Raw genomic sequence first — 21266 nt, forward strand, 5'->3', positions numbered from 1 at the left:
GGATATCTGCCATAAACAGAAAAACCTCCCACAAAGGGAGGGCTTTCTGCTTGTGTATGTAAGAAGTTCAAAAAGGGGATTACTTCCTCCGGTAGATGATATCCCGCCGAAGGAAATACTCAAACGGCAAGCTCAGACAATGAACAAGCCGCGTAAATGGGAAGACGATGGCTACGACCATCCCCATGAAGACATGGAACTGGAACATAACCGGCACGTCCGCCATCAGACGGACGTCGGGCTGCAGCATCAAGACTGAGCGAAACCAGGGGGAAATGGTCTCGCGGTAGTCAAATGCACCCGGTATATTCTGAATCGTCGCCGCCGTGCCTGACACCAGCGTCAGCAGCAGTGCGAGATACAGCCATCTATCCATGCTGCTCGTATTGACCGCCAGCCGGGCACTGCCCGCAAACCGGCGTTTCAAGAGCAACAAGAAACCACCCAGGAACAGGATTGCGGCGGGAATGCCGCCCGCCAGCGCTATCATGTGGTAAGCATGCTCATTAGTACCTGCGGCCTCGGTCACGAACTTTGGCACGCAGATACCAACGAAATGACCGCCCAAGGCCATGAACAAACCAACATGAAAGAAATTGTTAGCCCATTCAAGATCTCTTTTGGCCAAGAACTCACTTGATTTCGTCGTCCAGCCACGCTCAAAGTAAACGTAGCGGATTATCGTACCGCCAATAAGCATCGTCAGGGCAATATAGGGCAATACACCATACAAAAAGGTATTCACGCGCTCTCCCCCTCCAATCCATCAGTCTCCGTCAAGATAACATCAAGCAGGAAGGTATGCGCAAGCTTGGCCTCGACAAAACGCTGGCGCAAGAGCTCAAGCTTTGGCCTTGCCATCACTAGCACCACCTTGGCCTTATCACTGGAAAGCGCCGCGGTAAGTTCCAGGATGGCCGGCAGGAAATCCGGCAGCTCTTTATTGGTATCAAAACCATTATCGAGAAACAGGTTCTTGAACTCCAGCATCTCACGCGCCTGCTTGCCAAAGTCGGTGCGGTCATGCATCGTCAGATAGAGATTGGTATTGGCCGAGAATTCAAAGACACGTACATAGAGTTCTTCATACTCGCGGCGCCCCATCAGCTGTATATAATTGATAGTCTCCAGCAGAACCATGCGATTCTGCTGATTTTTCAGCTTTTCCGCCGCCTGACGGGCCTCGCTTAACGTGTCCCACCAGCCTTCATCGGGATAGCCAAACAGATAGGCCACCAGCGACAGGGTCTCTTTATATTCCTGTATGCGCATCTTAGCACCCCCCGGGGCAAGCATAGCCGCAGCTGCCTTGCAATTCATGTAATTTTCCCTGCGATTCTTCCTGGATTCCAGCAGGAATGTTGAAACGCTCTTTATACTTGGCAATACCCATAAGACGGTACATCGCTTTATACGTATCAACATGATCCGCTAAGCGCTGCGGCAGTTTGTCGCCAGTCGTCTCGGCACGCATCACGAGGCGCATGTCGAGCAGGCGCTGCAAGGCCCCTGCAACCACCTGCGTATTGCCGGCCCCGAACATCTCCGCCAGATACGCCAACGGTATGCGCATATCCTCCACCTCGGGCAGATAGACATCGGCCTCGACGCGACGCGTGATGGGCGAAAGTGGCGGCACATACCAGACCATCGGCAGGGTGCGGTACTCCGCATGCAGCGGCAGAGCCACCTGCCATTCCTTGACCAGCTTGTAGACCGGCGAATCCTGCGCAGCCTTGAGCCAGTTCTCTGGAATGCCCTCTTTGCGGGCTGCCGCCAGAACCTCTGGGTCGTGCGGGTCCATGATGATATCCAGCACACTGTGATAGATCTGGCCCTTGTCCGGCGTTGCCGCCGCTTCCTTGACCTTGTCCATATCATAGAGCAGGACGCCCATATAGCGCAGGCGGCCGACACAGGTATCTGCACAGACCGTCGGCAGGCCGTTTTCCAGACGCGGGAAGCAGAAGATGCACTTCTCAGCCTTATTGGTCTTCCAGTTGAAATAGACTTTCTTATACGGGCAGGCGGGAATGCAATGGCGCCAGCCACGGCAGCCGTCCTGCGAGACGAGCACGACACCGTCTTCCTCGCGCTTGTAGATAGCCCCCGACGGACAGGCCGCCACACAGGCTGGATTGAGGCAATGGTTGCAGACACGCGGCAGATATTTCATGAACAGATCATGGAACTCCAACGCGATATCGCTGCCCATGTTCCTGAGATTGACATCCTGGCGTGCCGACTGCCCATCAGCCAGATCGTCCTCCCAGTTCGGGCCCCATTTTATCTCCATGCGCTGCTGGGTGATCAGCGAACGCGGACGGGCAATCGGCTGATGGTTCTTGCGCTTGGAATTTATCAGCGTCTCATAGTCATAGGTCCACGGCTCATAATAGTCGTCAAGCTCTGGCTGGTTGGGATGATAGAACAACTTGGCCATGCGCGTGAGCTTGGCGCCCGAGCGCAGGCGCAGCTTGCCATTCTTGAGCTCCCAGCCGCCCTGCCATTTGTCCTGATCCTCCCAACGCTTCGGATAGCCGATGCCCGGCTTGGTCTCGACGTTGTTGAAATACATGTATTCCGCACCTTCGCGGTTGGTCCAGACGTTCTTGCAGGTGATGGAGCACGTATGGCAGCCAATGCACTTGTCAAGATTCATGACCATGGAAATCTGGGCTTTAATCTTCAAGCCAATCTACCTCCTCCATCTTGCGCGCTACCACATACATGTCGCGCTGGTTGCCCGTCGGGCCGTAATAATTGAATCCATAGCTGAGCTGGCCATAGCCGCCGATCATATGGGTCGGCTTCATATGGATGCGCGTCGGCGTGTTGTGCGTACCACCGCGGGTGCCCGAAATCTTCGAACCCGGCACATTGATGTGACGATCCTGCGCATGGTGCATGTAGACGACACCACGCGGCAGACGCGGCGAAACCACAGCCCTTGAGGCCACGACGCCATTGTGGTTGTATAGTTCCACCCAGTCGTTGTCCTTGACGCCGATCTCCGCCGCATCCTTTTCGCTCAGCCAGACCGTCTGGCCGCCGCGGAACAGCGTCAGCAGCTGCTGGCTGTCAAAGTACATCGAATGGGTACTCCACTTGTTATGCGGCGTCAGGTATTTCAGTGTGATTTCCTTCGCACCGCCGAGCTTGCTCTTTATCGGCAGGTAGTCGAGAATCGGCTTGTAGGTCGCCATCGTCTCGCCAGCCTCACGCATCATCTCGTGGTCAAGGAAGAAGGACTGGCGGCCCGTCACCGTACGGAACGGCACGAGCTCCTCGACATTCGTCGTGAACGGCGTATAGCGGCGGTTCTGATTGCTGCCCGTAAACGTCGGGCTTGTAATCGTCTCCTTAGGCTGGACAGCTACCTGTTCAAAGGTAAACCGCTCATGCTCACGGTCCTTGGCCAGCCGCGTGAGATTTTTTACGCCGGTCTTTTCCTCCAGCGCTGTCCAGGCCTTGACGGCCACCTTGCCGTTGGTCGTCGTCGACAAGCCCATGACTGCATCAGCGGCCTGCTTGGCATCAAAGATGCTCGGCATGCCATAGGAAATATAGTCCTTATTCGTTATCGTGCCATTGCGCTTGGCGATTTCTGCGTACTCCTCACGGGAATCCCACGCAAAGTTCAGCGAGCCCATCGTCTCGGAAACACCAGGCCCCAGCGCAATCCACTTCTCGTAAATCTTCGTGAAGTCAATCTCGGTCTCGATGAGATTCGGCATGGTCTTGCCCGGCACCGGCTCACACTCGCCCTTGCTCCAGTCACGGATCTCGCCCGCAGGCTGCGCGCACTCGCCCTCGCTGTCATGCTGGATAGGCATGGCTACAACATCGCGATACGGTTTGAGTTCTGCCTCCTTGGCGACCTCCGATACCTTCTTGGCCAGCGTCTTGAAGATTTCCCAGTCGGTCTTGGCCTCCCAGAGCGGGTCGACAGCTGCCTGGAACGGATGCACAAACGGATGCATATCCGTCGATGACAGGTCATCCTTCTCATACCAGGTAGCCGTCGGCAGGACGACATCGGCATAGAGCGCAGAGCTGGCCATGCGGAAGTCCAGATCGATAAGCAGGTCGAGTTTGCCACTGCCCGCACCGCTGGGCTTCCCTGTTTCTTCCTCGGAGCGCCAATTGATTTCCGTCGGGCGCGTCGCGCCCTCCTCTTCAGCAAACAAACCATTTTTCGTACCCAAGAGATACTTCAGGAAGAACTCATGGCCTTTAGCCGACGAACCAATGAGATTGTTGCGCCAGATAAAGAGGTTGCGCGGGAAGTTCGCCGGATCATCGGGATCTTCGACCGCAAACTTCAGCGTCTTGTCCTTGAGGCTGTCGACGATGTACTTCTTGACATCCTTCCCAGCCTTACACGCCTCATCATGCAGCTGCTGGCCGCCCTTGTTGAAGGTCGGGTACGACGGCAGCCAGCCCATGCGGGCCGCCAGTACGTTGTAGTCACCAGCATGGCGGTAGCGCGGCTTACAAAGCGGACTTGTCAGATCCGCATAGTCCACCTCATCGCTGCGCCACTGGTCAGTCGCGAAATAGAAAAAGGACGTGCTGTTCTGCAGCCGTGGCGGTTTCTTCCAGTCAAGCCCCGTCATGATGCGCTGCCAGCCCTCGGCCGGGCGCAGCTTCTCCTGGCCGACATAGTGTGCCCAGCCGCCGCCATTGCGGCCCTCAGCGCCCACGAAAAGCAAGAGGTTCAGTATCGTGCGGTAAACCACATCGGCATGGAACCAATGATTGATACCACCGCCCATGATGACCATGGTCTTGCCCTTGGTCTTGATGGAGTTATCAGCAAACTCACGTGCCGTATGGATAACGGTATCCATCGGCACTCCCGTATACTTCTCCTGCCATTTCGGCGTATAGGGAACATCATCATCATAAGAGCGGGCCACCTGACCGCCAATACCGCGGTCAATCGCATAGTTGGCCAGCGTAAGGTCATAGACCGTCGTGACCAGAACTTCGCCCGCTTCCGTCTTGACCCGCTTCACCGGGACGCTGCGCGTAAGCACACGGCTCTCGCGCTCATTGCCGAAATACGGCAGCTCGATCTCGACGACCTCATCCATGCAGCCAAGCACCGACAGCTGTGGCGTGATCTTCGCACCAGTATCGCTGTCCTCTTCGCGCAGGTTCCACTTATCCGTACGATCCCAGCGGTCACCCATCGTGCCATTCGGGATGACGAGCCGCCCCGTCTTCTCGTCGATGACATAATGCTTGAACTCGGCATGTTTCTCGTTGCGGCCAAAATCCTTGGCATTGAGCAGCCTGTCGGTATCGTATTTACCATCCTCACGCTGCACGAGCCGCACGAGGAACGGGAAATCCGTGTAGCGCCGCGTATAATCCACGAAGAAATCACAGGGCTCGCCCCAATAATATTCATTGAGGATGACATGGCCCATCGCCATGGCCAGCGCCGCGTCACTGCCTACCTTGAGGGAGATCCAGGTATCGGCTACCGTCGTCGACTCGGCATAGTCCGGCGCAATCGAGACCACCTTCGTACCCTTGTAGCGGGCTTCGGTCAGGAAATGCGCATCAGGCGTGCGCGTCAGCGGCACATTCGAGCCCCAGGTGATGATATAGCCTGCATTGTACCAATCCGAAGACTCCGGCACGTCAGTCTGATCGCCCCAGACCTGCGGGCTGGCCGGCGGCAGGTCAGCATACCAATCGTAGAAGGACAGGCCCGCGCCGCCCATGAGCTGCATGAAACGCAAGCCTCCCGCATAGGACAGCATCGACTTGGCCGGGATGACCGAAAAACCGAAGTTGCGGTCAGGGCCGTACTTCGTCGCCGCATGCAGCATCGACGCCGCAACGATCTCAGAGGCCTCCTCCCAATTGGAGCGCACAAAGCCGCCCATGCCACGGGCTTCCTTGTACTTCTTCATCTTGGCGGGGTCATTGGCGATACTCTGCCAAGCCGCCAGCACCGTCTTATGGTTTTTCCTAGCCTCACGCCACAGCTCTGCCAGCTCGCCGCGCAAGTACGGATACTTGATGCGATGGGGACTGTAGAGATACCACGAGAACGATGCCCCGCGCGGGCAGCCGCGCGGCTCAAAATCCGGCATATCAGGGCTCGTCTCAGGATAATCATGGATCTGGTTCTCCCAGGCTACCAGGCCATTCTTGACATAGATATTCCAGCTGCAGGAACCCGTGCAATTGACTCCATGCGTAGAATGCACGCATTTGTCAAAGGACCAGCGGTCACGATACATATTCTCCCACTCGCGGCCGCCTTCGTTGAGCTGTTGATGACCACTCTTCGAATGCGCTTTCGGAACAAGGTATTTGAATTTCTTAAAAACGCTGCTCACGTCGACATCCTCCCAAAACACAACATTGTTATGTTTATCATTCTATCCGATTCCCTCCACCTTTCATGTGATAAACATCACTCCTTATTGCTACGAAATATTTATCGCAAAATAATCCTCCCTTATTCCGTCCACGAAATTCCCTGCTTTTCTGTAACAAAAGACATCGACAAATCCATCAGCAGCCTGCTAGACTTTCCCATAATCGAGGTATCCCCATCTTTCCACACATGTGTATTCTTTAGGAGGATTATTAATGATGGAACTGGATAAAGCACTGGCAGACTTCCTTGCCAGCGAAGGTATCTTTCAACAGATGTTTGACCATATCCGCCTTGTCGAACAGGATGGCCATTACGTTTGCAAACGCAATCAGGACGGCTCCTGCTCCATTACCGACGAGACATGTTTCTCAGTCTGGGGCAGAAAACATCGGTGCACCAATTGCGTTTCACAACAAACCTACAACGAAAATCGCCAACACGTGAAATTCGAGTATGCCAACGATCGCTATTACTTTGTCATCGCCCGGCCTGTCCATCTTCGCGGCCAGAAATACGCCCTCGAATTCGTCATGGATGTCACCAATCAATTCACCAAGAACAATCCTGAGGAAGAAAACTTCGTCATGAACCTCATCCACGAACTCGAACGCGTTTCTTCCCGCGACCCATTCACCAACCTGTTCAATAAAAAACATCTGCAAACAGAATTAGCCACAGCCTTGCAGGAACAGAAATCTGTCCCGGCGCTTTCCGACCAGCCTCTCTACCTTTCCCTTTGGGATATCGATAACTTCAAGAAAATCAACGATACCTACGGACATGACGTTGGCGACAATATCCTGCTCTATGTAGCAGGAGCCTTGCAGCGGGGCATCAAACCACAGAATGGCATCACAGCTCGTTTTGGCGGCGATGAATTCGCCATCTTATTCCGCAGTCGGGATTATGCCCATTGCCAGCAGCTCCTGTCCACGATCAAAGCTGAGATTGACAGCTACACCCATCATGGCATGACCTGTAATGAAACTGTGTGCTTTCGCGTCTCCGTAAGCTACGGGCTCGCTGATGTCCGCCAAGCCGACAGCCCGGAAAATGCAATCCATATTGCCGATCAGCAGCTCTACACACATAAACGCAAAATTCATGAAAACGACGGCAGATGACAGCAGGATTTTTCCCCTCCACCACGAAATAATAAACTACTGAATACAATAAAGGAGGGATTTCCATGGATAGACAAGTAGCCGTCTGGCTGTTGCAGCGCGGCTATGCTGACGACCTTGAGCAGGGCATCCGCTTTGCCCAGGCCCTGGAGAAAAACGAATGTACCGACGAAATGCTGGATACTCTTGGTCATAACATCGATGTCTTCATGACGGTAGGCAGTCCGGTTACCGCCGAAAACCTCCTACCTTTTATGCAGGATAAATACAGCATGGCCACCAAGCTCATCAAGTTCTGGAATGAGAACCCCAAGGACACGAATGCCATCTTCTTTTTCAACGAGTGCCGCAAGCACGGAATCGAATAGGCAATAAAATAGCCTTCCCCACGTACGGGAAGGCTATTTTTCTACCACGGGATACGCTATAATGTAAAGATCAAGCAACCAGAGAACGGAGATTACCAGATGGAAAAGAACAACAAAACCTATCAGACTTACATCGAAATCCTCAAGCGCGAACTCGTACCGGCCATGGGCTGCACCGAACCGATTGCCATCGCTTACTGTGCGGCCAAGGCCCGGGAGGCCCTCGGGGCTCTGCCGAACAAACTTGTCATCACGGCCAGCGGCAATATCATCAAAAACGTCAAAAGCGTTGTCGTCCCGAACACCGGCGGGCGCAAAGGCATTGAGGCTGCCGCTGCCATCGGCGCCCTCGCCGGCGATGAGACTGCCGCCCTCGAAGTCATCGCCCACATCAGCAGCGATGACAAAGAAAGACTCGGCCCCTACCTTGAAACGACCATGATAACGGTCGAGGCCGCCCAGTCTGACCACGTCCTTGACATCATTGTCGCCGCCAGCAAAGGCAGCGACACGGCGGAAGTCCAGATTGTCAACGAACATACCAACATCGTCAAGATAACACGCAACGGCAAGATCCTCTTGGAAAAAGAGCTTGCCGCCACTGTAGATACCGGCAAACCAGACTATGAATGCATGACCATCGAGGATATCTATGATTTTGCCATGAGCTGCGACCTCGAAGACGTCCGCGCTATCCTCGACCGCCAGATTGCCTACAATACGGCCATTGCCGACGAAGGGCTAAGGAATGACTACGGCGCCAATATCGGCAAGACACTGCTCAAGGCCTATGGCCAGAGCATTCAGATCCGCGCGCGGGCCCGCGCTGCGGCAGGCTCCGATGCCCGCATGAACGGCTGCGAGCTGCCAGTCATCATCAACTCTGGCAGCGGCAACCAGGGCATGACCGTCTCCCTGCCCGTCATCGAATACGCCAAGGAAGTCGGCGCTACTCAGGAACAGCTCTACCGCGCGCTGCTGCTCTCCAACCTCGTGACACTGCATGAAAAAGAAGGCATTGGCCGTCTCTCAGCCTACTGCGGTGCTGTAAGCGCAGGTGCAGGAGCTGGAGCTGGCATCGCCTGGCTCTGCGGCGGCGACTACAAGGCCATCATCCACACGATCGTCAATGCCCTCGCCATCACCTCAGGCATCGTCTGCGATGGTGCCAAGGCCTCCTGTGCAGCCAAGATCTCAGCCGCCGTCGATGCCGGCATCATGGGCTTTGAGATGTATCGCAACGGCCAGCAGTTCTACGGCGGCGACGGCCTCGTACTCAAAGGCGTCGAAAACACCATCCGCAACATCAGCCGCCTCGGCCGCATCGGCATGAAGGAAACCGATAAGGAGATTATCGATATGATGATCGGCAAATAAACCTACGATTCATTCCCCATAAAGAACCAGCTTTTCATCTGCCAAAGCCATTGCCAGTCCCTTCATAAAGGCTGGCCCCGGATCCTGTTTGATGGAACGATAACCAGCTACCTTTTCACGATACAAGCCGCTTTTCCTGGCAATATCCTGCTGATAGTGGCCGAATACATGATGTATCGTCGGATATTTGGCCTGCAGATAGCGGATCAGCTTTATGTTGGCCAGCAACTGCTCCTCAGTCAGATCTTCGGCATTATTGACGCCACCAACATTCTCGATGCCAATGGCACACCAATTGTAGCCGATGATATGGCGACAAAGAGCAGTTTCCGAAGCCAGCCGGTAAATTGTCCCATCACGGTCAACCAGGAATTGCGAACCAACATTCAAGGTACCATCGGCATAATCTTCTTTATAGAACCACTTATACGTGCTTTCTGCACTATGCGACGCAGTCCAGTGAACGACCACAGCCTGTGGAACAATCGTCACCATTTCCCGTCCATAGTGCTTTTTCGCGTACTCACGTATCAGCTGTTCACGTTTCGCAGTCCAAAGGACAGGCCTATCCTGTATCGCAAGCTGCCCTGTCTTAGCCTCTATAGCAGTTTTCTCAGCAGCCTGCGCAGCATAGCTTATCCCCATACTGCCTGCTATACTTATCCATATCGCAGCTGCTATGACGCCATACCATCTCACAGCATCACCCCTCCGAAAAAACACTATCCACCTAGTTATTCGCGGCCGCCTGGGCCATCTGACGCAGGATGGAGATTGCCCGTCCACGGCTCGAATAGTTATCCGTCATGCCCACGATGATAAAGGGATTCCCCTCCTGATAGACAATGCCGCCATCATCGTAAAGACCATAAAGCTCACCAGTCTTATGGCAAATCATGATACCTGGGAGCGCTGCGGGAAAACATTCGGTATCGGTCTGGCCTTCGAGATAACCGAGCATCACATCGTCAAGCTGCGGACTCACACAGCTGCGATGGTAAAGCTTCACGAAGAAATTGCCCAAGTCGTTGACCGAGGTATAGTTTTCCCTTCCCGCCGCCATGGCCTGGCTATCCATCATCTTGCGCTGCAAGATAGTATCTGTATAGCCATTGCGCTGCATGTATTCGTTGATAGATGCCATTCCCAGCAAATCAATCAACATATTCGTTGCCGTGTTGTCACTCTCCGTAATCATCAGCCGCATGACTTTATCAAGCGAAAGCTCTGTCCCGTTCGCATACCCTGCCAGCACTCCAGCTCCGCCGACCTTATCATAGCCATGCAGCGTCAGATTCTGATATAGATCCAGCTGCCCGTCGCGAATCTTCTCCATTGCCGTCCCGAGAATGAACACCTTGATCATGCTGGCCGAACGCATCGGAGCCGAATGATAGCTATACACCTCACGGTCTTGGGCCGGATAGCAGACAAAGAGCGCATAGCGCGTGCTGTCTGAATTGGACAGCGATTCTACAACCTGTGCCAAAGAATCATTCGCACCCTTTGCCTCCACCCAGCCCCGTTCCACCGGCATCCCCAGAAGAGCACCTGCTAACAATGCGATTCCCAGCAGGCAGGCTAATCCTTTCCTTCTCATACTCATAGCCTCATTTTTCTGCAGATTTGCGCTCAGTAATTATTGATGACAAACCGATAGATATTGGCTGCAATCGGCGACTCGCCACCAAACACATAGCCATGGTAGCCCTCAGAATTCCGATAGTACGGGCTGCCATTATTCGGATAGAAGGAATAGTAAAGGTCATTGCCAGAATTCCGCACCAGGCAGTTGAATGTGTAGGGACTGCGGCTCGTGATCTCAATCGACTCAGAAACCAGATAAGCCGTCGTGCCGTCCGTATAGGTGCCCATGTAGTAATCCTCAGCTTCAACAGGCACAGCTGGCGCTGCCACAAAAACCAATGCCGCTGCTAAGAGAATCGATGAAACAACTTTCTTGAACATAAGACTTCCTCCTTTTCTGATAAAGCATCTGCTTTTTCTTGCTCTACCTAGCCACTTCGACACAGTGCTGTAAAATCCTGCCACTTTCGTTGATACTTATACATCTTTGACTATTCAACCCCGAGCAAGTATTGAAAAAAAAAGCATGCGAGGATGTACGTTTCAAATAATCCGCCTACCGTATCTGGTGACCTGACAGGATACACCTGTCTTGCCTATTAAACATGTATATTTTTCATGAACAATATACACGCGGGCGACTGACTAGTCCAATTGACCTGTCAGCCGCCCGCGTGTTGACTATGACAACTTGGATAGTACCGCTATCCGCCTAGCTTATCCCTCAGTCAGCATAACGCACACTGATATAATCGACTTGATTATTTTTGATGGCAAAACGTACCAAACAGTTCCGCTGACCTAATGACCGCTGCATGTATTCATACAACATCAGCCCATTATATTCTGTCTTACCATACGGCTCACCATACGATTGCAAAACCTTATCCAGCGAATCTCCTTGACGAATTCCCCGCTTGGTTTGAACATCAACAGAATCAGACACCAGACCAGTTACGATATCCCCCTGCGTAATCACTTCAATCCGCCCAGGATATTTCCGCGACACTGCACCGCTACTCATATTTACAGCACTTGCTTCCTGCCCCAACATATCACGAACCTCTGATATATTGGCACCAACATCAATTCCTCCCAAGGATGCATCCGAGACTCCTAAACGATTATGCAACGAATCAACAGAATTCGTTTTTGTAAGATTTGCTTGCGCCTTCTTTTCAACCGCTGATTCTTTCTTCTCTTTATCCTTTGCCCCCGTTAATGTGTTTTCCAATCTTTTTACCGTTGATTGTGTAGACATTGGCGAAATGACATCATCTGCACTCAACGTCGGTAATCTATTGACTGCATAGAATATATAACCTCCCATTGCCAGCAAAGCAAAGCCAGAAATCAATAGAATTGCCAGACCTCCTTGTTGTTTACGCGCTAATAACACTATACCCGCTATTAAACATATCAATATCAAGACAGCAATCCCTGCAGTAATATAAATATGATCCATATGCCACATGCGGAATGTAACCTGAATCTGCTTATCTGCATTATTTTTGATGATTCCCGCTAGATTCCATTCCAGCGTCTTCCCCTCATCCTTGACACTATCTGCATTATGACTGTCTGGTTTATATGGTAGTGATATCGTCAAACCTACCTTAAGCTGCGACAGCATCGCCTTGGCCAGTGCTTCCATCTCAGCATCTTTTCCATTCGAATCTTTCTTTTCTGCCTCTAGCAATATATCAAATGCATATGTATCATAAAGCCATCCAGACTTACGCTGCACACCCTTACTTTTCCCCTCAATGCCCTTGAACATATTGTCTTCATCTTTGACCATAGCTTCGATACTATCGTAATGCATCGTAACTTCAAAACCAGCCATATCCCCATCAGAAACATCTTTTATCGACGCTTCTGGATGCTTTTTCTGGATTTCATCCTTTGCATCATTCAACCCTTCTGCCAACATGGACATCGTCATCATTTGTTGTTTTAAATCTGACCGCCCATCCTCATGAATCGTAACCGCGGACTGAATATTAAAGCATCCTGACAAAAACAAACAACTGATTGACAAACATATCCCTAAAGTCCATGTTTTTATCCGTCCCATATCCATTCCTCCTTTTCATCAAACAACATATTCCCTCTTTCCTTGCCACTTCGACACATTACTGTAAAATCCTGCCACGTTTATGTATCTTCCATCATAGTTCATCTATTTTCTTCAGTTTAATTATTATGTAATCATATATAATCATGCAAAAATCAGGACAAATACACCATCATAGTTATTCGTCCTGATTTTTCATAAACTCAATATCTATTGTTCTTTTTTAGTTTTTAAACCAGCTATTACAAATAATTCGCAACATGGATCAACGCTCTGGCAGTCAACTGCAAAAATATCTTGAACTTAGCGAATCAGGGAAGGATATCGTAGATATTACGCTTGACGCTGTGTACGAACGTGAAAACCGTCCGAAAAGCCTTTGATGATTACACGGTTCTATCGATTGCACGCCAACTATAACAAAAAGCTGGGGACACAATGATTTCTCATTATGTCTCCAGCTTTTTATATTGGACAGTCTGCCAAGCTACAAGCAAGACTTTGTTATTTCACTTCGTTAAGGTTATCCTTATCGATGATCAGAGGCGTACAGAGATATGCCGGAACGATAATGACACCGTTGTTATACGATTTGATATCGTTGATATCCGGCTGCGTGCCTTCGACGACAGCTTTAATCATGCGAACGCTCTTGGCTACGAGCTGTTCTGGGGATTTGTAGATCGTAATCGTCTGATCCCCCTTGCGAATCGCATCAAGTGCCTGTGACTCAGCATCCTGACCGGTCATTACCGGCATCTCACCATAACCGCCATTCTTGAGTGCCTCGCGGATTCCACCCGCGAGACCATCATTCGGCGACAGGACTACATCGAGTTTCGTACCAGCATCGGGCCCTTTTAGGAGTTTTTCCATACGAGCCGTTGCCGCTTTCGGATCCCAGCCCTTGATGGCTACCTGGTCGAAGGTCGTCTCCTGGGAGGGAATCACGAGCTGTCCCTTATCGATGTAGGGCTTGAGCACATCCATTGCTCCCGAGAAGAACACATGGGCATTGTTGTCGGCCGGATCGCCAGCAAAGAGCTCCATGTTGTACGGTCCCTTGCCCTGCTTGAGACCAAGTTTTGCCTCCAGGTATTCGCCCATCGCCTCGCCGACAGCAGCGTTATCAAAGGACGCATAGTACGAGACAGCATCCGAGTTCATGATCAGACGGTCAAAGGCAATGACCGGAATCTTCTTGGCCTTGGCCTCGGCCAGGACTTCGCTGAGCGCATTGCCATCCACAGCACCGATGACGAGGCATTTCGGCTCAGCGGCAATCTGTGCCTTGAGCTGCTCCACCTGCTGGCTGGCCGTATCGGCAAACTGCAGGTCGACGGTAAAGCCTTCCTTTTCCAGCGTTTCCTTGATGGTCTGCCCATTCTTCTGCCAGCTGGCCGACGAATTAGCAAACGCTACTGCTACTTTCTTGCTATTGTTGTCACTGTGGCCCCAGCCTACAAACACCAGCACGCCAATGACCAGCAACGCCAGACATAACAATGTCATGATTCTCTTCATCACTATGCCTCCTCAAATCTTGAACTTCGCTGTAGAATCCGAAAGCTCCTGCGCAAGGTCAGCCAATTTGCGGCTGGCGCTGGCTATCTCATCCATCGATGCCGACTGTTCCTCCGTAGCTGCCGAGACAGATTCCGTCTCCGATGCCACATCGCGGCCTGACTTGTCAATATCTTCCATGACTTTGACCAGTTTCTCTGCCCTGGCCGTCGACTGACGCGCCTCGGAAAGGATAGCATCGGCATGTTCGGTGAGATCTGAAACTGCAGCCGATATCGTCTCAAAGGCACTTCCCGCCTCAGCTACGACTTCACGACCGCTCTGAACATCTTCTGTGCCCTTCTGCATACGCTGGACAGCCTGATCGGTATCTGCCTGGATCGTATTGATGAGCTCGGCAATCTTGCGGGCTGCCGTATTCGACGCCTCGGCCAGCTTGCGAACCTCGTCAGCGACGACGGCAAATCCGCGGCCAGCATCGCCGGCACGGGCTGCCTCGATAGCCGCATTAAGCGAGAGCAGGTTCGTCTGCTCGGCGATGCCCGAAATCGTGACGGAAATCTGGCCGATTTCCTCGGAGCGCTCGGCAAGTTTCTTGATGACCTCAGCCGAGTCCATGACCGACGAGGCAATCTCCGACATCTGGCCGACAGCACCGGCGATAGCGGTCTTCCCCTGTACAGAGATCTGCTCGACGTTACGCGCTGCATCGGCCGATGCCGTAGCCTTGTCCTGGAATCCATGCATAGCTGCCGACATTTCCTGGATATCCCCGAGTGACTGGCTGACCGCATCCCCTTGCTGGCTCGTATTGCCCGCCACATTCGTGATTGATACTGCTACCTGCTGCGTCGCCTGCGCCGACTGGCTGGCATTTTCCGTCAGCTGCTGGGCAAACGTCGAGACCTGCTGCGCTGTCTGCTGGATGTTGTCGATAAGCGTGCGCAGATTCTTGATGGTATCGCCATAGGCATTGGTGAGCTCACCAAACTCATCCTGAGTCCGGGCCTTCGTCTCGACAGTCAGATTGCCCGCTGCCACCTCGCGCGAAACCTCCATCAGATACTGGATCGACTTCATGATTGACGAGCTCAGATAGAAGGCCATGATGCCCGAGAGCACGATGACAAACAGGATGCAGATGATCAGCGTCCACTTGGTCTGCTCGTATTTCGCCGAGGCATCGACACTCTCCTTATGGATGAAGTCCTTGCTGCTATCGACTACGCGATTGAGCTTGCTGGACATATCCGCATAATCCCCACGTGACTTGTCCAAAAGCTCAACTGCCTCATCATTTTTATCGTCTTTGACAAGACTGATGATCTTCTTTGTGTTCTGCTTATAATTTTCCCATGTACTGCGCAGCGAGTTGAAATCCTCGCGAACCTCCGGCGCCACTGCTGGCTCCAAAGTATCGAGCGCAATATCGATCTGGTCCGCTCGCTTGAGCGTTTCCTGCGATGCATAGATGCGGTTTGGCAGCGTCTTGGCCGTCACCACACCATACTCACCCTGACGGTAATCTGAAAGCGTCCGGCTGCAATCAAGTCCAGCCATGACACTCGACAGATGCTCCGTCGCAATCCTCAGTGCACCACTGTTGATGCTGTTCAGGCTATACCCCGTATAGAGCCCGTTTGCCATGAAGATGGCAATGAGCAGGCCAAATACCATGAACAGCTTCTGGCGAATCGTCAATTTCTCCACTAGAAAGTTCCCTCCTCTGCCCGCTGTCTTTCCCGCAGACAGGCATGATATATTTCCCTCGTTCATTATAACATAATTAAAGCGCATAAAATAATCTCATGCAAAATTTTTTTCGTTTTTGCATGAGATTTCCTATCATTCTATATTGCAGACCTCACGGCCACAGTTCTCACATTGGATTGCGTCTTTGAGGTAATCGATATTCTTGATGAAGATCAGATGGCCGCGGTACTCGATGATATCCGCCTTGCGCAACTCACTCAGCATCCGGTTGAGGCTTTCGCGGGCCGTCGCCGAATAGTTCGCCAGCTCCTGATTCGTCAGCGGCACCGAGAGCAAGATGCCACCGTCGACCTCCTTGCCATAGCTGTTCGCCAGGCGTATGAGCGTCGAATAGAGGGCGCCCTTCTTGCCATAGAGCAGCAGGTCACGGAACTTCGAATGCTGCTTGCGCATATGAGCACTGATGATCTTCAAGAGCTGTACAGAAAGCTGCGGCCTTTTCTCCAGATATGCCTGCAGCACGGGAAACGCAATGGCATAGACCTCGGCCGCGCTCTGCGCGATGGCGTTGAAGATATAGACCGGATTCTCCTCGAACAGCGGCAGCTCACCGATGATGCTGCTGCGTGTAGCCAGACGCAGACTCAGCACGCGGCCCGAGCTCGCGTATTTCGTGATGAAGATCTGGCCAGTGCGCACGATATAGAAATATTTCGCAGCATCCCCCTCATGGAAAAGATACTCGCCATCATGGAGCATGACAACCTTGCCAGGGATTTCATAGAATTGGCGGACTAAAGCTTCCATCATACTAACCTCATTTCTTATTTTCATCTTCCAGTCTACTAAAAAATATCCGGAGAAACTGTGCGATTTGTTACTTGCCGCGTGAGATTTGTTACTTACTTATTGATATTTTTCAATTATACTTGACTCTGATCAATGGCGTATCTGACCGCCACTTGCTATTTTTTAGGGATAGGAGATAAAACTATGGCCGAAAACGACGTAATGCTTGCGCTCGGGAACTCCCCGAGCCGCAAGGAAATCCTCGTGCACTGGGAACCGGAGAACGAAGTCTTCTGGAACAAGTATGGCAAGCGGATTGCCAACCAAAACCTCTACACCTCAACCTGGGCCCTCGTCCTCTCCTTCGTGGTCTGGACACTATGGGCAACGATTGCCGCCAAGCTCAACGCGGTAGGATTCCACTTCAGCGATGAACAGATCTTCACGCTGGCCGCCCTGCCAGGTCTTGTCGGCGCCACAGGCCGCCTTTTCTACACCTATCTGCCGGGCCTGCTCGGCGGCAAGACCTCGACGCTTATCACGACAGCACTTCTTCTGCTGCCAGTCATCGGCCTCGGCAACGCCCTGCAGGACACGACGACTTCCTACGATACCTTTGTGCTGCTCGTCGCCTTTATCGGCATTGCGGGTGCAAATTTCTCCGCCTCGATGGCCAATATCGGCTTTTTCTTCCCCAAAGCCAATAAGGGCCTGGCCCTTGGCATCAACGCCGGCGTCGGCAACCTCGGCGTCTCCCTCATCTACCTCACAGCGCCGCTGCTGCTGGGCTGGGACCTGTCGGACCTCTTTGGCCCCGGCCTTGCCACTGCAGATGGCAGCACGCTTTACCTGCAGAATGTCTGCTACTTCTGGGCAATACCGACCGTTATCACGCTTGCCTTGATCTGGCTGTTCATGGACAATCTGCCCCTGCCGAAACAGAGCCCCAAGTCCATCCTTTCCATCTTCAGCAACAAGCATACCTGGCTGATGTGCTGGATATACACCTGCGGCTTCGGCTCGTTTATCGGCTTTTCGGCCGCACTCGGCCTGCTCGTCGCCAAGGAATTCCCTGAAGTGTCGTTCTCGATGGCAGCGTTCCTCGGCCCCTTCATAGGAGCCAGTGTCCGCCCCCTTGGCGGCTGGCTCGCCGACAAGATGAACTGCGGTTCCCGCGTCACTTTGCTATCACTTTTCATCATGCTCGGTGCCAGCTTCGCCGTCTTGTTTGGCATCCAGTCCCATAACTTCATCATCTTCTTCGGATCCTTCCTGCTGCTCTTCCTGACCACAGGTTTTGTCAACGGCGCTTCGTTCCGCATGATTCCCTATATCTTCAACAACCCGTTCCATTCCTCGCTTGTCACGGGCTTTACGGCTGCGATTGCCGCCTATGGCGCATTCTTGATCCCGAAGATCTTCGGCTGGTCCTACGCCAGCTTCCAGAGTGTCACACCAGCCTTCTACATCCTGATTGCCTTCACGGTCAGCACGATACTCATCACCTGGTATTTCTATGACCGCAAAAGCTCAGGAATCAAGTGCTAAGCCCCGTATTCATCAGCCGCCCCTAACCGGGCGGCTTTTTTTCTGCTGGCAATACTGCTAAAATATAAATGAAAGCAATGAACTGCAAAGGAGACGATAACATGGATCCACGTACCGGACTTACGCATTTCGACGAAGAAGGACAGGCCATCATGGTCGATGTCAGCGGCAAGCAGGAGACGAGCCGCACGGCCATCGCCACTGGCCGCATCAAGGTCAACCAGGATGTCTATGCTGCCATCGAGCAGGGCACAGCCAAGAAGGGCGACGTGCTCGGTGTCGCCCGCGTCGCCGGCATCATGGCAGCCAAGTCCACGAGCTCAGTCATCCCGCTCTGCCATCCGCTGCCGATTGCCAAGTGCAACGTCGACTTCACCATGCTGCCTGACGAATGCGCCGTCGAGGCACAGGCCACGGTCAAAGTGACCGGTCAGACCGGCGTCGAGATGGAGGCCCTGCATGCTGTCAGCGTCGCCCTGCTGACCATCTACGATATGTGCAAGGCCATCGACAAACGCATGGAAATCCAATACATCCACCTCGACAAGAAGACCGGCGGCAAGAGCGGCGAATTCATCCGTTAAGAAACAGGAGCTGAGATATGATTGCTCATTTCTCAGCTCCTGTTTTTTATCCGTTATATCCGTTTTCCCCTATGATAGTTACAAGCTCCCCTTGACAACAGCATTGGTCTGGGCAATAGCCGTATGGGCCTTGTCGATAGCCAGACCAAGGACGCGCATCTGCTTGTCCGGATTATGGAACCCCATGCTGCTCTCTGCAGCTACGAAATCCCAATACCACTGTGCCTCACGCAGCGTCTGACGTGCTGCCGCCAGCTGCTCATCGGTGGCACCGGCATCCATGGCCGCCTTGACCGTCTGATGAGCCTTAGCCACGGTCTGCCCTGCGATGCGCTGCAGCTTGAAGGTGTTGTCGCCAATCGTCTTGACGCGTTTCGTCAGCGTCTCAGCGCTTTCCTGATGGCACTTCTGGCACGATTCCTGCGGCGTGAACAGCGGGTTCGTCATCCAGTGCGACGTGTATTTCTGACCATCTTTGCGCATGTACGGCATATGGCAGTCGACGCAGGTAACGCCATTCATCGCATGGATGGAATCCTGCCAGGTCTCGTAGTCCGGATGCTGCGCCTTGAGCATCGGTGTCTTGGAATCTGCATGGATCCAGTCCTGCGTAAAGCCGCCGGCATGGCCATCCTGATAGTACTGGTAAATCTCTTCGGCATCGAAACCATTATCCCACGGCTCGACGACACGGCCGTCTTCCTTGGCAAAATAATACTCGTTGTGGCACTGGCCGCAGACATAGGCGCGCATCTCGTTATGGGATGCCTTGCTGATATCTACGCCACGACGGGCCATAGCCTCGACAAATCCCTGCTGATAGACGCGCAGGTCCATGGTCTCGGGATCATGGCAGCTTGAGCAGCCAAACCACTCATCATCCTTGATGGGAGCGGCAATCTCATCAAACGGCTTGGTGGCAAAATCCCAGCCGCTTTCCTTGAAGTAGACATCATACATATAGGAGCTCTTGCAGACGATGCACGAGCCCTTCTGCCCCGGACGGCGTTTCGACTCGAGAATGTCGATACCGGCATAAGTATGGCCGCGATCATCATCGTACTGCAGCGCAAACTTATAGCCCTTGAAGTTCTCGAGGGCCTCCGGCTGTTCCTTCAGATGATCCACCTTATCCGAACCGCCGTAGCCCGTCGGTGATGGATGCATCTCATTGTTCTTCATAAAGGATTCGTACTCAAGCGGGTAAGCGTCTTTATACGCATCCTTCGTCAACTGCTGATCCTGCGGAATCTTGGCCAGCTTCACGCTGTCATCATTCGGCGCCGCGCCAATGCGAACCACGACAAAGCCGAAGAATGCAACGCAGACGGCTACGATTCCGGTTAATATTTTCTGTAGCTTACTCAACTTTTATCCCCCCTTCGAGATGGTTCGCGCCATGAGCGATACTGCTATGGCATTTCATGCAGTCAGCACCAGTATCGAGATCGACACCGATCTGGGCATGAACATTCTTCATGGTATTCTCGTGACAGCGCAAGCAATTCGCATTGACTGTCTTCTTGCCATCTGCTGACAGCTTGATATGAGCCGGATAATCCCGCATGACCTCATGATAGGTATCCACCATGCCGGTTCTCCCCTTCTCGATCATGTAGATGGCCATATTGTCATGTGGCAGATGACAATCCACACATTCAAGCTTGCTGTGCGTCGACTCGGCAAAAGTCCACGCCTCTGTCTTCATGGCATGACAGGTACCGCAAAACTCAGGACTGCCCGAAAACGACATCATCGCCGCCCCAAATCCACAAGCTGCAACACCAATGACGAATCCTCCCGCCAGACATGCTAACGTGTGCTTCTGAAAAAGCTGTTTGAGTTCCACTTCCGCTCCCCTCCTCTCATTTCTACGCCCATTATAGCATTTGCCAACTGCCTGTGATGTTGCTCACGCAACCATTTTTCAGACTTTTTTCACAGAATACAGACTTGCAATAACCTAGCCAAAATCTACTTGAAATATCCATAAAATTGCAGTTTGTCTGTCAGTGCGAAATCACAATAAGCTTGATACAGCTCAGCTTGGGTGAGGGTGGGTGCACTTTTTCTCCGCTCCGCTAAATGACCCGCGCTGGTGTATAAGTACGTATTTAGTTACATGCGCCGGGCAGGCCGGCGGCGCGCCAATACATCTTGACGTTCTAG

Annotated in this window: 18 protein-coding genes; 5 read left to right on the forward strand and 13 right to left on the reverse strand. The window is 52.6% G+C overall.

Annotation, left to right across the window (positions count from 1 at the left end; genetic code table 11):
* Positions 1-79 precede the first annotated feature (79 nt).
* Genes narI through BM322_RS06390 form a run of 4 tightly spaced genes read right to left on the reverse strand, consistent with a single transcriptional unit; the run spans position 80 to position 6362 of the window.
* The gene (gene narI, locus BM322_RS06375) at positions 80-745 is read right to left on the reverse strand and encodes a respiratory nitrate reductase subunit gamma (protein ID WP_075429068.1); all 666 of its coding nucleotides are present in this window, start codon (positions 743-745) and stop codon (positions 80-82) included.
* The gene (gene narJ / locus BM322_RS06380; RefSeq protein WP_075429069.1) at positions 742-1272 is read right to left on the reverse strand and encodes a nitrate reductase molybdenum cofactor assembly chaperone; all 531 of its coding nucleotides are present in this window, start codon (positions 1270-1272) and stop codon (positions 742-744) included. Before narJ ends, narI begins: the two co-directional genes overlap by 4 nt.
* Position 1273: 1 nt before the next feature.
* Positions 1274-2692: a nitrate reductase subunit beta gene (gene narH, locus BM322_RS06385; RefSeq protein ID WP_075429070.1), complete on the reverse strand. Its 1419-nt coding sequence runs from the start codon at positions 2690-2692 to the stop codon at positions 1274-1276.
* Positions 2682-6362, reverse strand: coding sequence for a nitrate reductase subunit alpha (locus BM322_RS06390; RefSeq protein ID WP_075429071.1), 3681 nt, complete (start codon positions 6360-6362; stop codon positions 2682-2684). The genes narH and BM322_RS06390 overlap by 11 nt, the downstream gene beginning before the upstream one ends.
* Before the next feature lie 256 nt (positions 6363-6618).
* On the opposite strand from BM322_RS06390, the gene BM322_RS06395 reads away from it, so the two are divergent.
* The 3 genes from BM322_RS06395 to BM322_RS06405 all read left to right on the forward strand — a co-directional run bounded on the left by BM322_RS06395 (position 6619) and on the right by BM322_RS06405 (position 9275).
* Positions 6619-7530 carry a GGDEF domain-containing protein gene (locus tag BM322_RS06395; protein WP_075429072.1) on the forward strand — a complete coding sequence of 304 codons (912 nt, stop codon included), beginning with the start codon at positions 6619-6621 and terminating at the stop codon, positions 7528-7530.
* Positions 7531-7595: 65 nt separating this feature from the next.
* Complete coding sequence (locus BM322_RS06400; protein ID WP_075429073.1) at positions 7596-7898, forward strand: hypothetical protein; 303 nt, start codon at positions 7596-7598, stop codon at positions 7896-7898.
* A gap of 99 nt (positions 7899-7997) precedes the next feature.
* Positions 7998-9275 carry a serine dehydratase subunit alpha family protein gene (locus BM322_RS06405; RefSeq protein WP_075429074.1) on the forward strand — a complete coding sequence of 426 codons (1278 nt, stop codon included), beginning with the start codon at positions 7998-8000 and terminating at the stop codon, positions 9273-9275.
* 9 nt (positions 9276-9284) lie between these two features.
* Here the strand turns inward: BM322_RS06405 and BM322_RS06410 are convergent, their stop codons facing one another.
* The 7 genes from BM322_RS06410 to BM322_RS06440 form a co-directional block, all read right to left on the reverse strand.
* Complete coding sequence (locus BM322_RS06410; RefSeq protein WP_075429075.1) at positions 9285-9920, reverse strand: N-acetylmuramoyl-L-alanine amidase; 636 nt, start codon at positions 9918-9920, stop codon at positions 9285-9287.
* Positions 9921-10005: 85 nt separating this feature from the next.
* A complete protein-coding gene (locus BM322_RS06415; protein ID WP_318254554.1) occupies positions 10006-10875 on the reverse strand; it encodes a serine hydrolase in 870 nt (289 codons plus the stop codon).
* A 32-nt stretch (positions 10876-10907) separates the two neighbouring features.
* Entirely contained in the window at positions 10908-11243 is a 336-nt protein-coding gene (locus BM322_RS06420) for a hypothetical protein (protein ID WP_075429077.1), read from the reverse strand.
* 343 nt (positions 11244-11586) lie between these two features.
* A complete protein-coding gene (locus BM322_RS06425) occupies positions 11587-12939 on the reverse strand; it encodes a hypothetical protein (protein ID WP_075429078.1) in 1353 nt (450 codons plus the stop codon).
* Between the two features lie 504 nt (positions 12940-13443).
* Complete coding sequence (locus BM322_RS06430; RefSeq protein WP_075429079.1) at positions 13444-14463, reverse strand: sugar-binding protein; 1020 nt, start codon at positions 14461-14463, stop codon at positions 13444-13446.
* A gap of 12 nt (positions 14464-14475) precedes the next feature.
* Entirely contained in the window at positions 14476-16173 is a 1698-nt protein-coding gene (locus BM322_RS06435; protein WP_075429080.1) for a methyl-accepting chemotaxis protein, read from the reverse strand.
* A 135-nt stretch (positions 16174-16308) separates the two neighbouring features.
* Complete coding sequence (locus BM322_RS06440) at positions 16309-16986, reverse strand: Crp/Fnr family transcriptional regulator (protein ID WP_075429081.1); 678 nt, start codon at positions 16984-16986, stop codon at positions 16309-16311.
* A gap of 183 nt (positions 16987-17169) precedes the next feature.
* Between BM322_RS06440 and BM322_RS06445 the strand changes: the two genes are divergently transcribed.
* On the forward strand, positions 17170-18513 hold the full coding sequence (locus BM322_RS06445) for an MFS transporter (protein ID WP_075429082.1): 1344 nt from the start codon (positions 17170-17172) through the stop codon (positions 18511-18513).
* 101 nt (positions 18514-18614) lie between these two features.
* Positions 18615-19097 (forward strand): cyclic pyranopterin monophosphate synthase MoaC, encoded by a 483-nt coding sequence (moaC, locus tag BM322_RS06450; protein ID WP_075429083.1) that lies wholly within the window; start codon positions 18615-18617, stop codon positions 19095-19097.
* 78 nt (positions 19098-19175) lie between these two features.
* Here the strand turns inward: moaC and BM322_RS06455 are convergent, their stop codons facing one another.
* On the reverse strand, positions 19176-20465 hold the full coding sequence (locus tag BM322_RS06455) for an ammonia-forming cytochrome c nitrite reductase subunit c552 (RefSeq protein ID WP_075429084.1): 1290 nt from the start codon (positions 20463-20465) through the stop codon (positions 19176-19178).
* Positions 20458-20946, reverse strand: a complete 489-nt coding sequence (locus tag BM322_RS06460) for a NapC/NirT family cytochrome c (RefSeq protein WP_075429085.1) — start codon at positions 20944-20946, stop codon at positions 20458-20460. The genes BM322_RS06455 and BM322_RS06460 overlap by 8 nt, the downstream gene beginning before the upstream one ends.
* Positions 20947-21266 lie beyond the last annotated feature (320 nt).

The organism is Selenomonas sp. GACV-9, from assembly GCA_900116485.1.
GTDB lineage: Bacteria > Bacillota > Negativicutes > Selenomonadales > Selenomonadaceae > Selenomonas_A > Selenomonas_A ruminantium_G.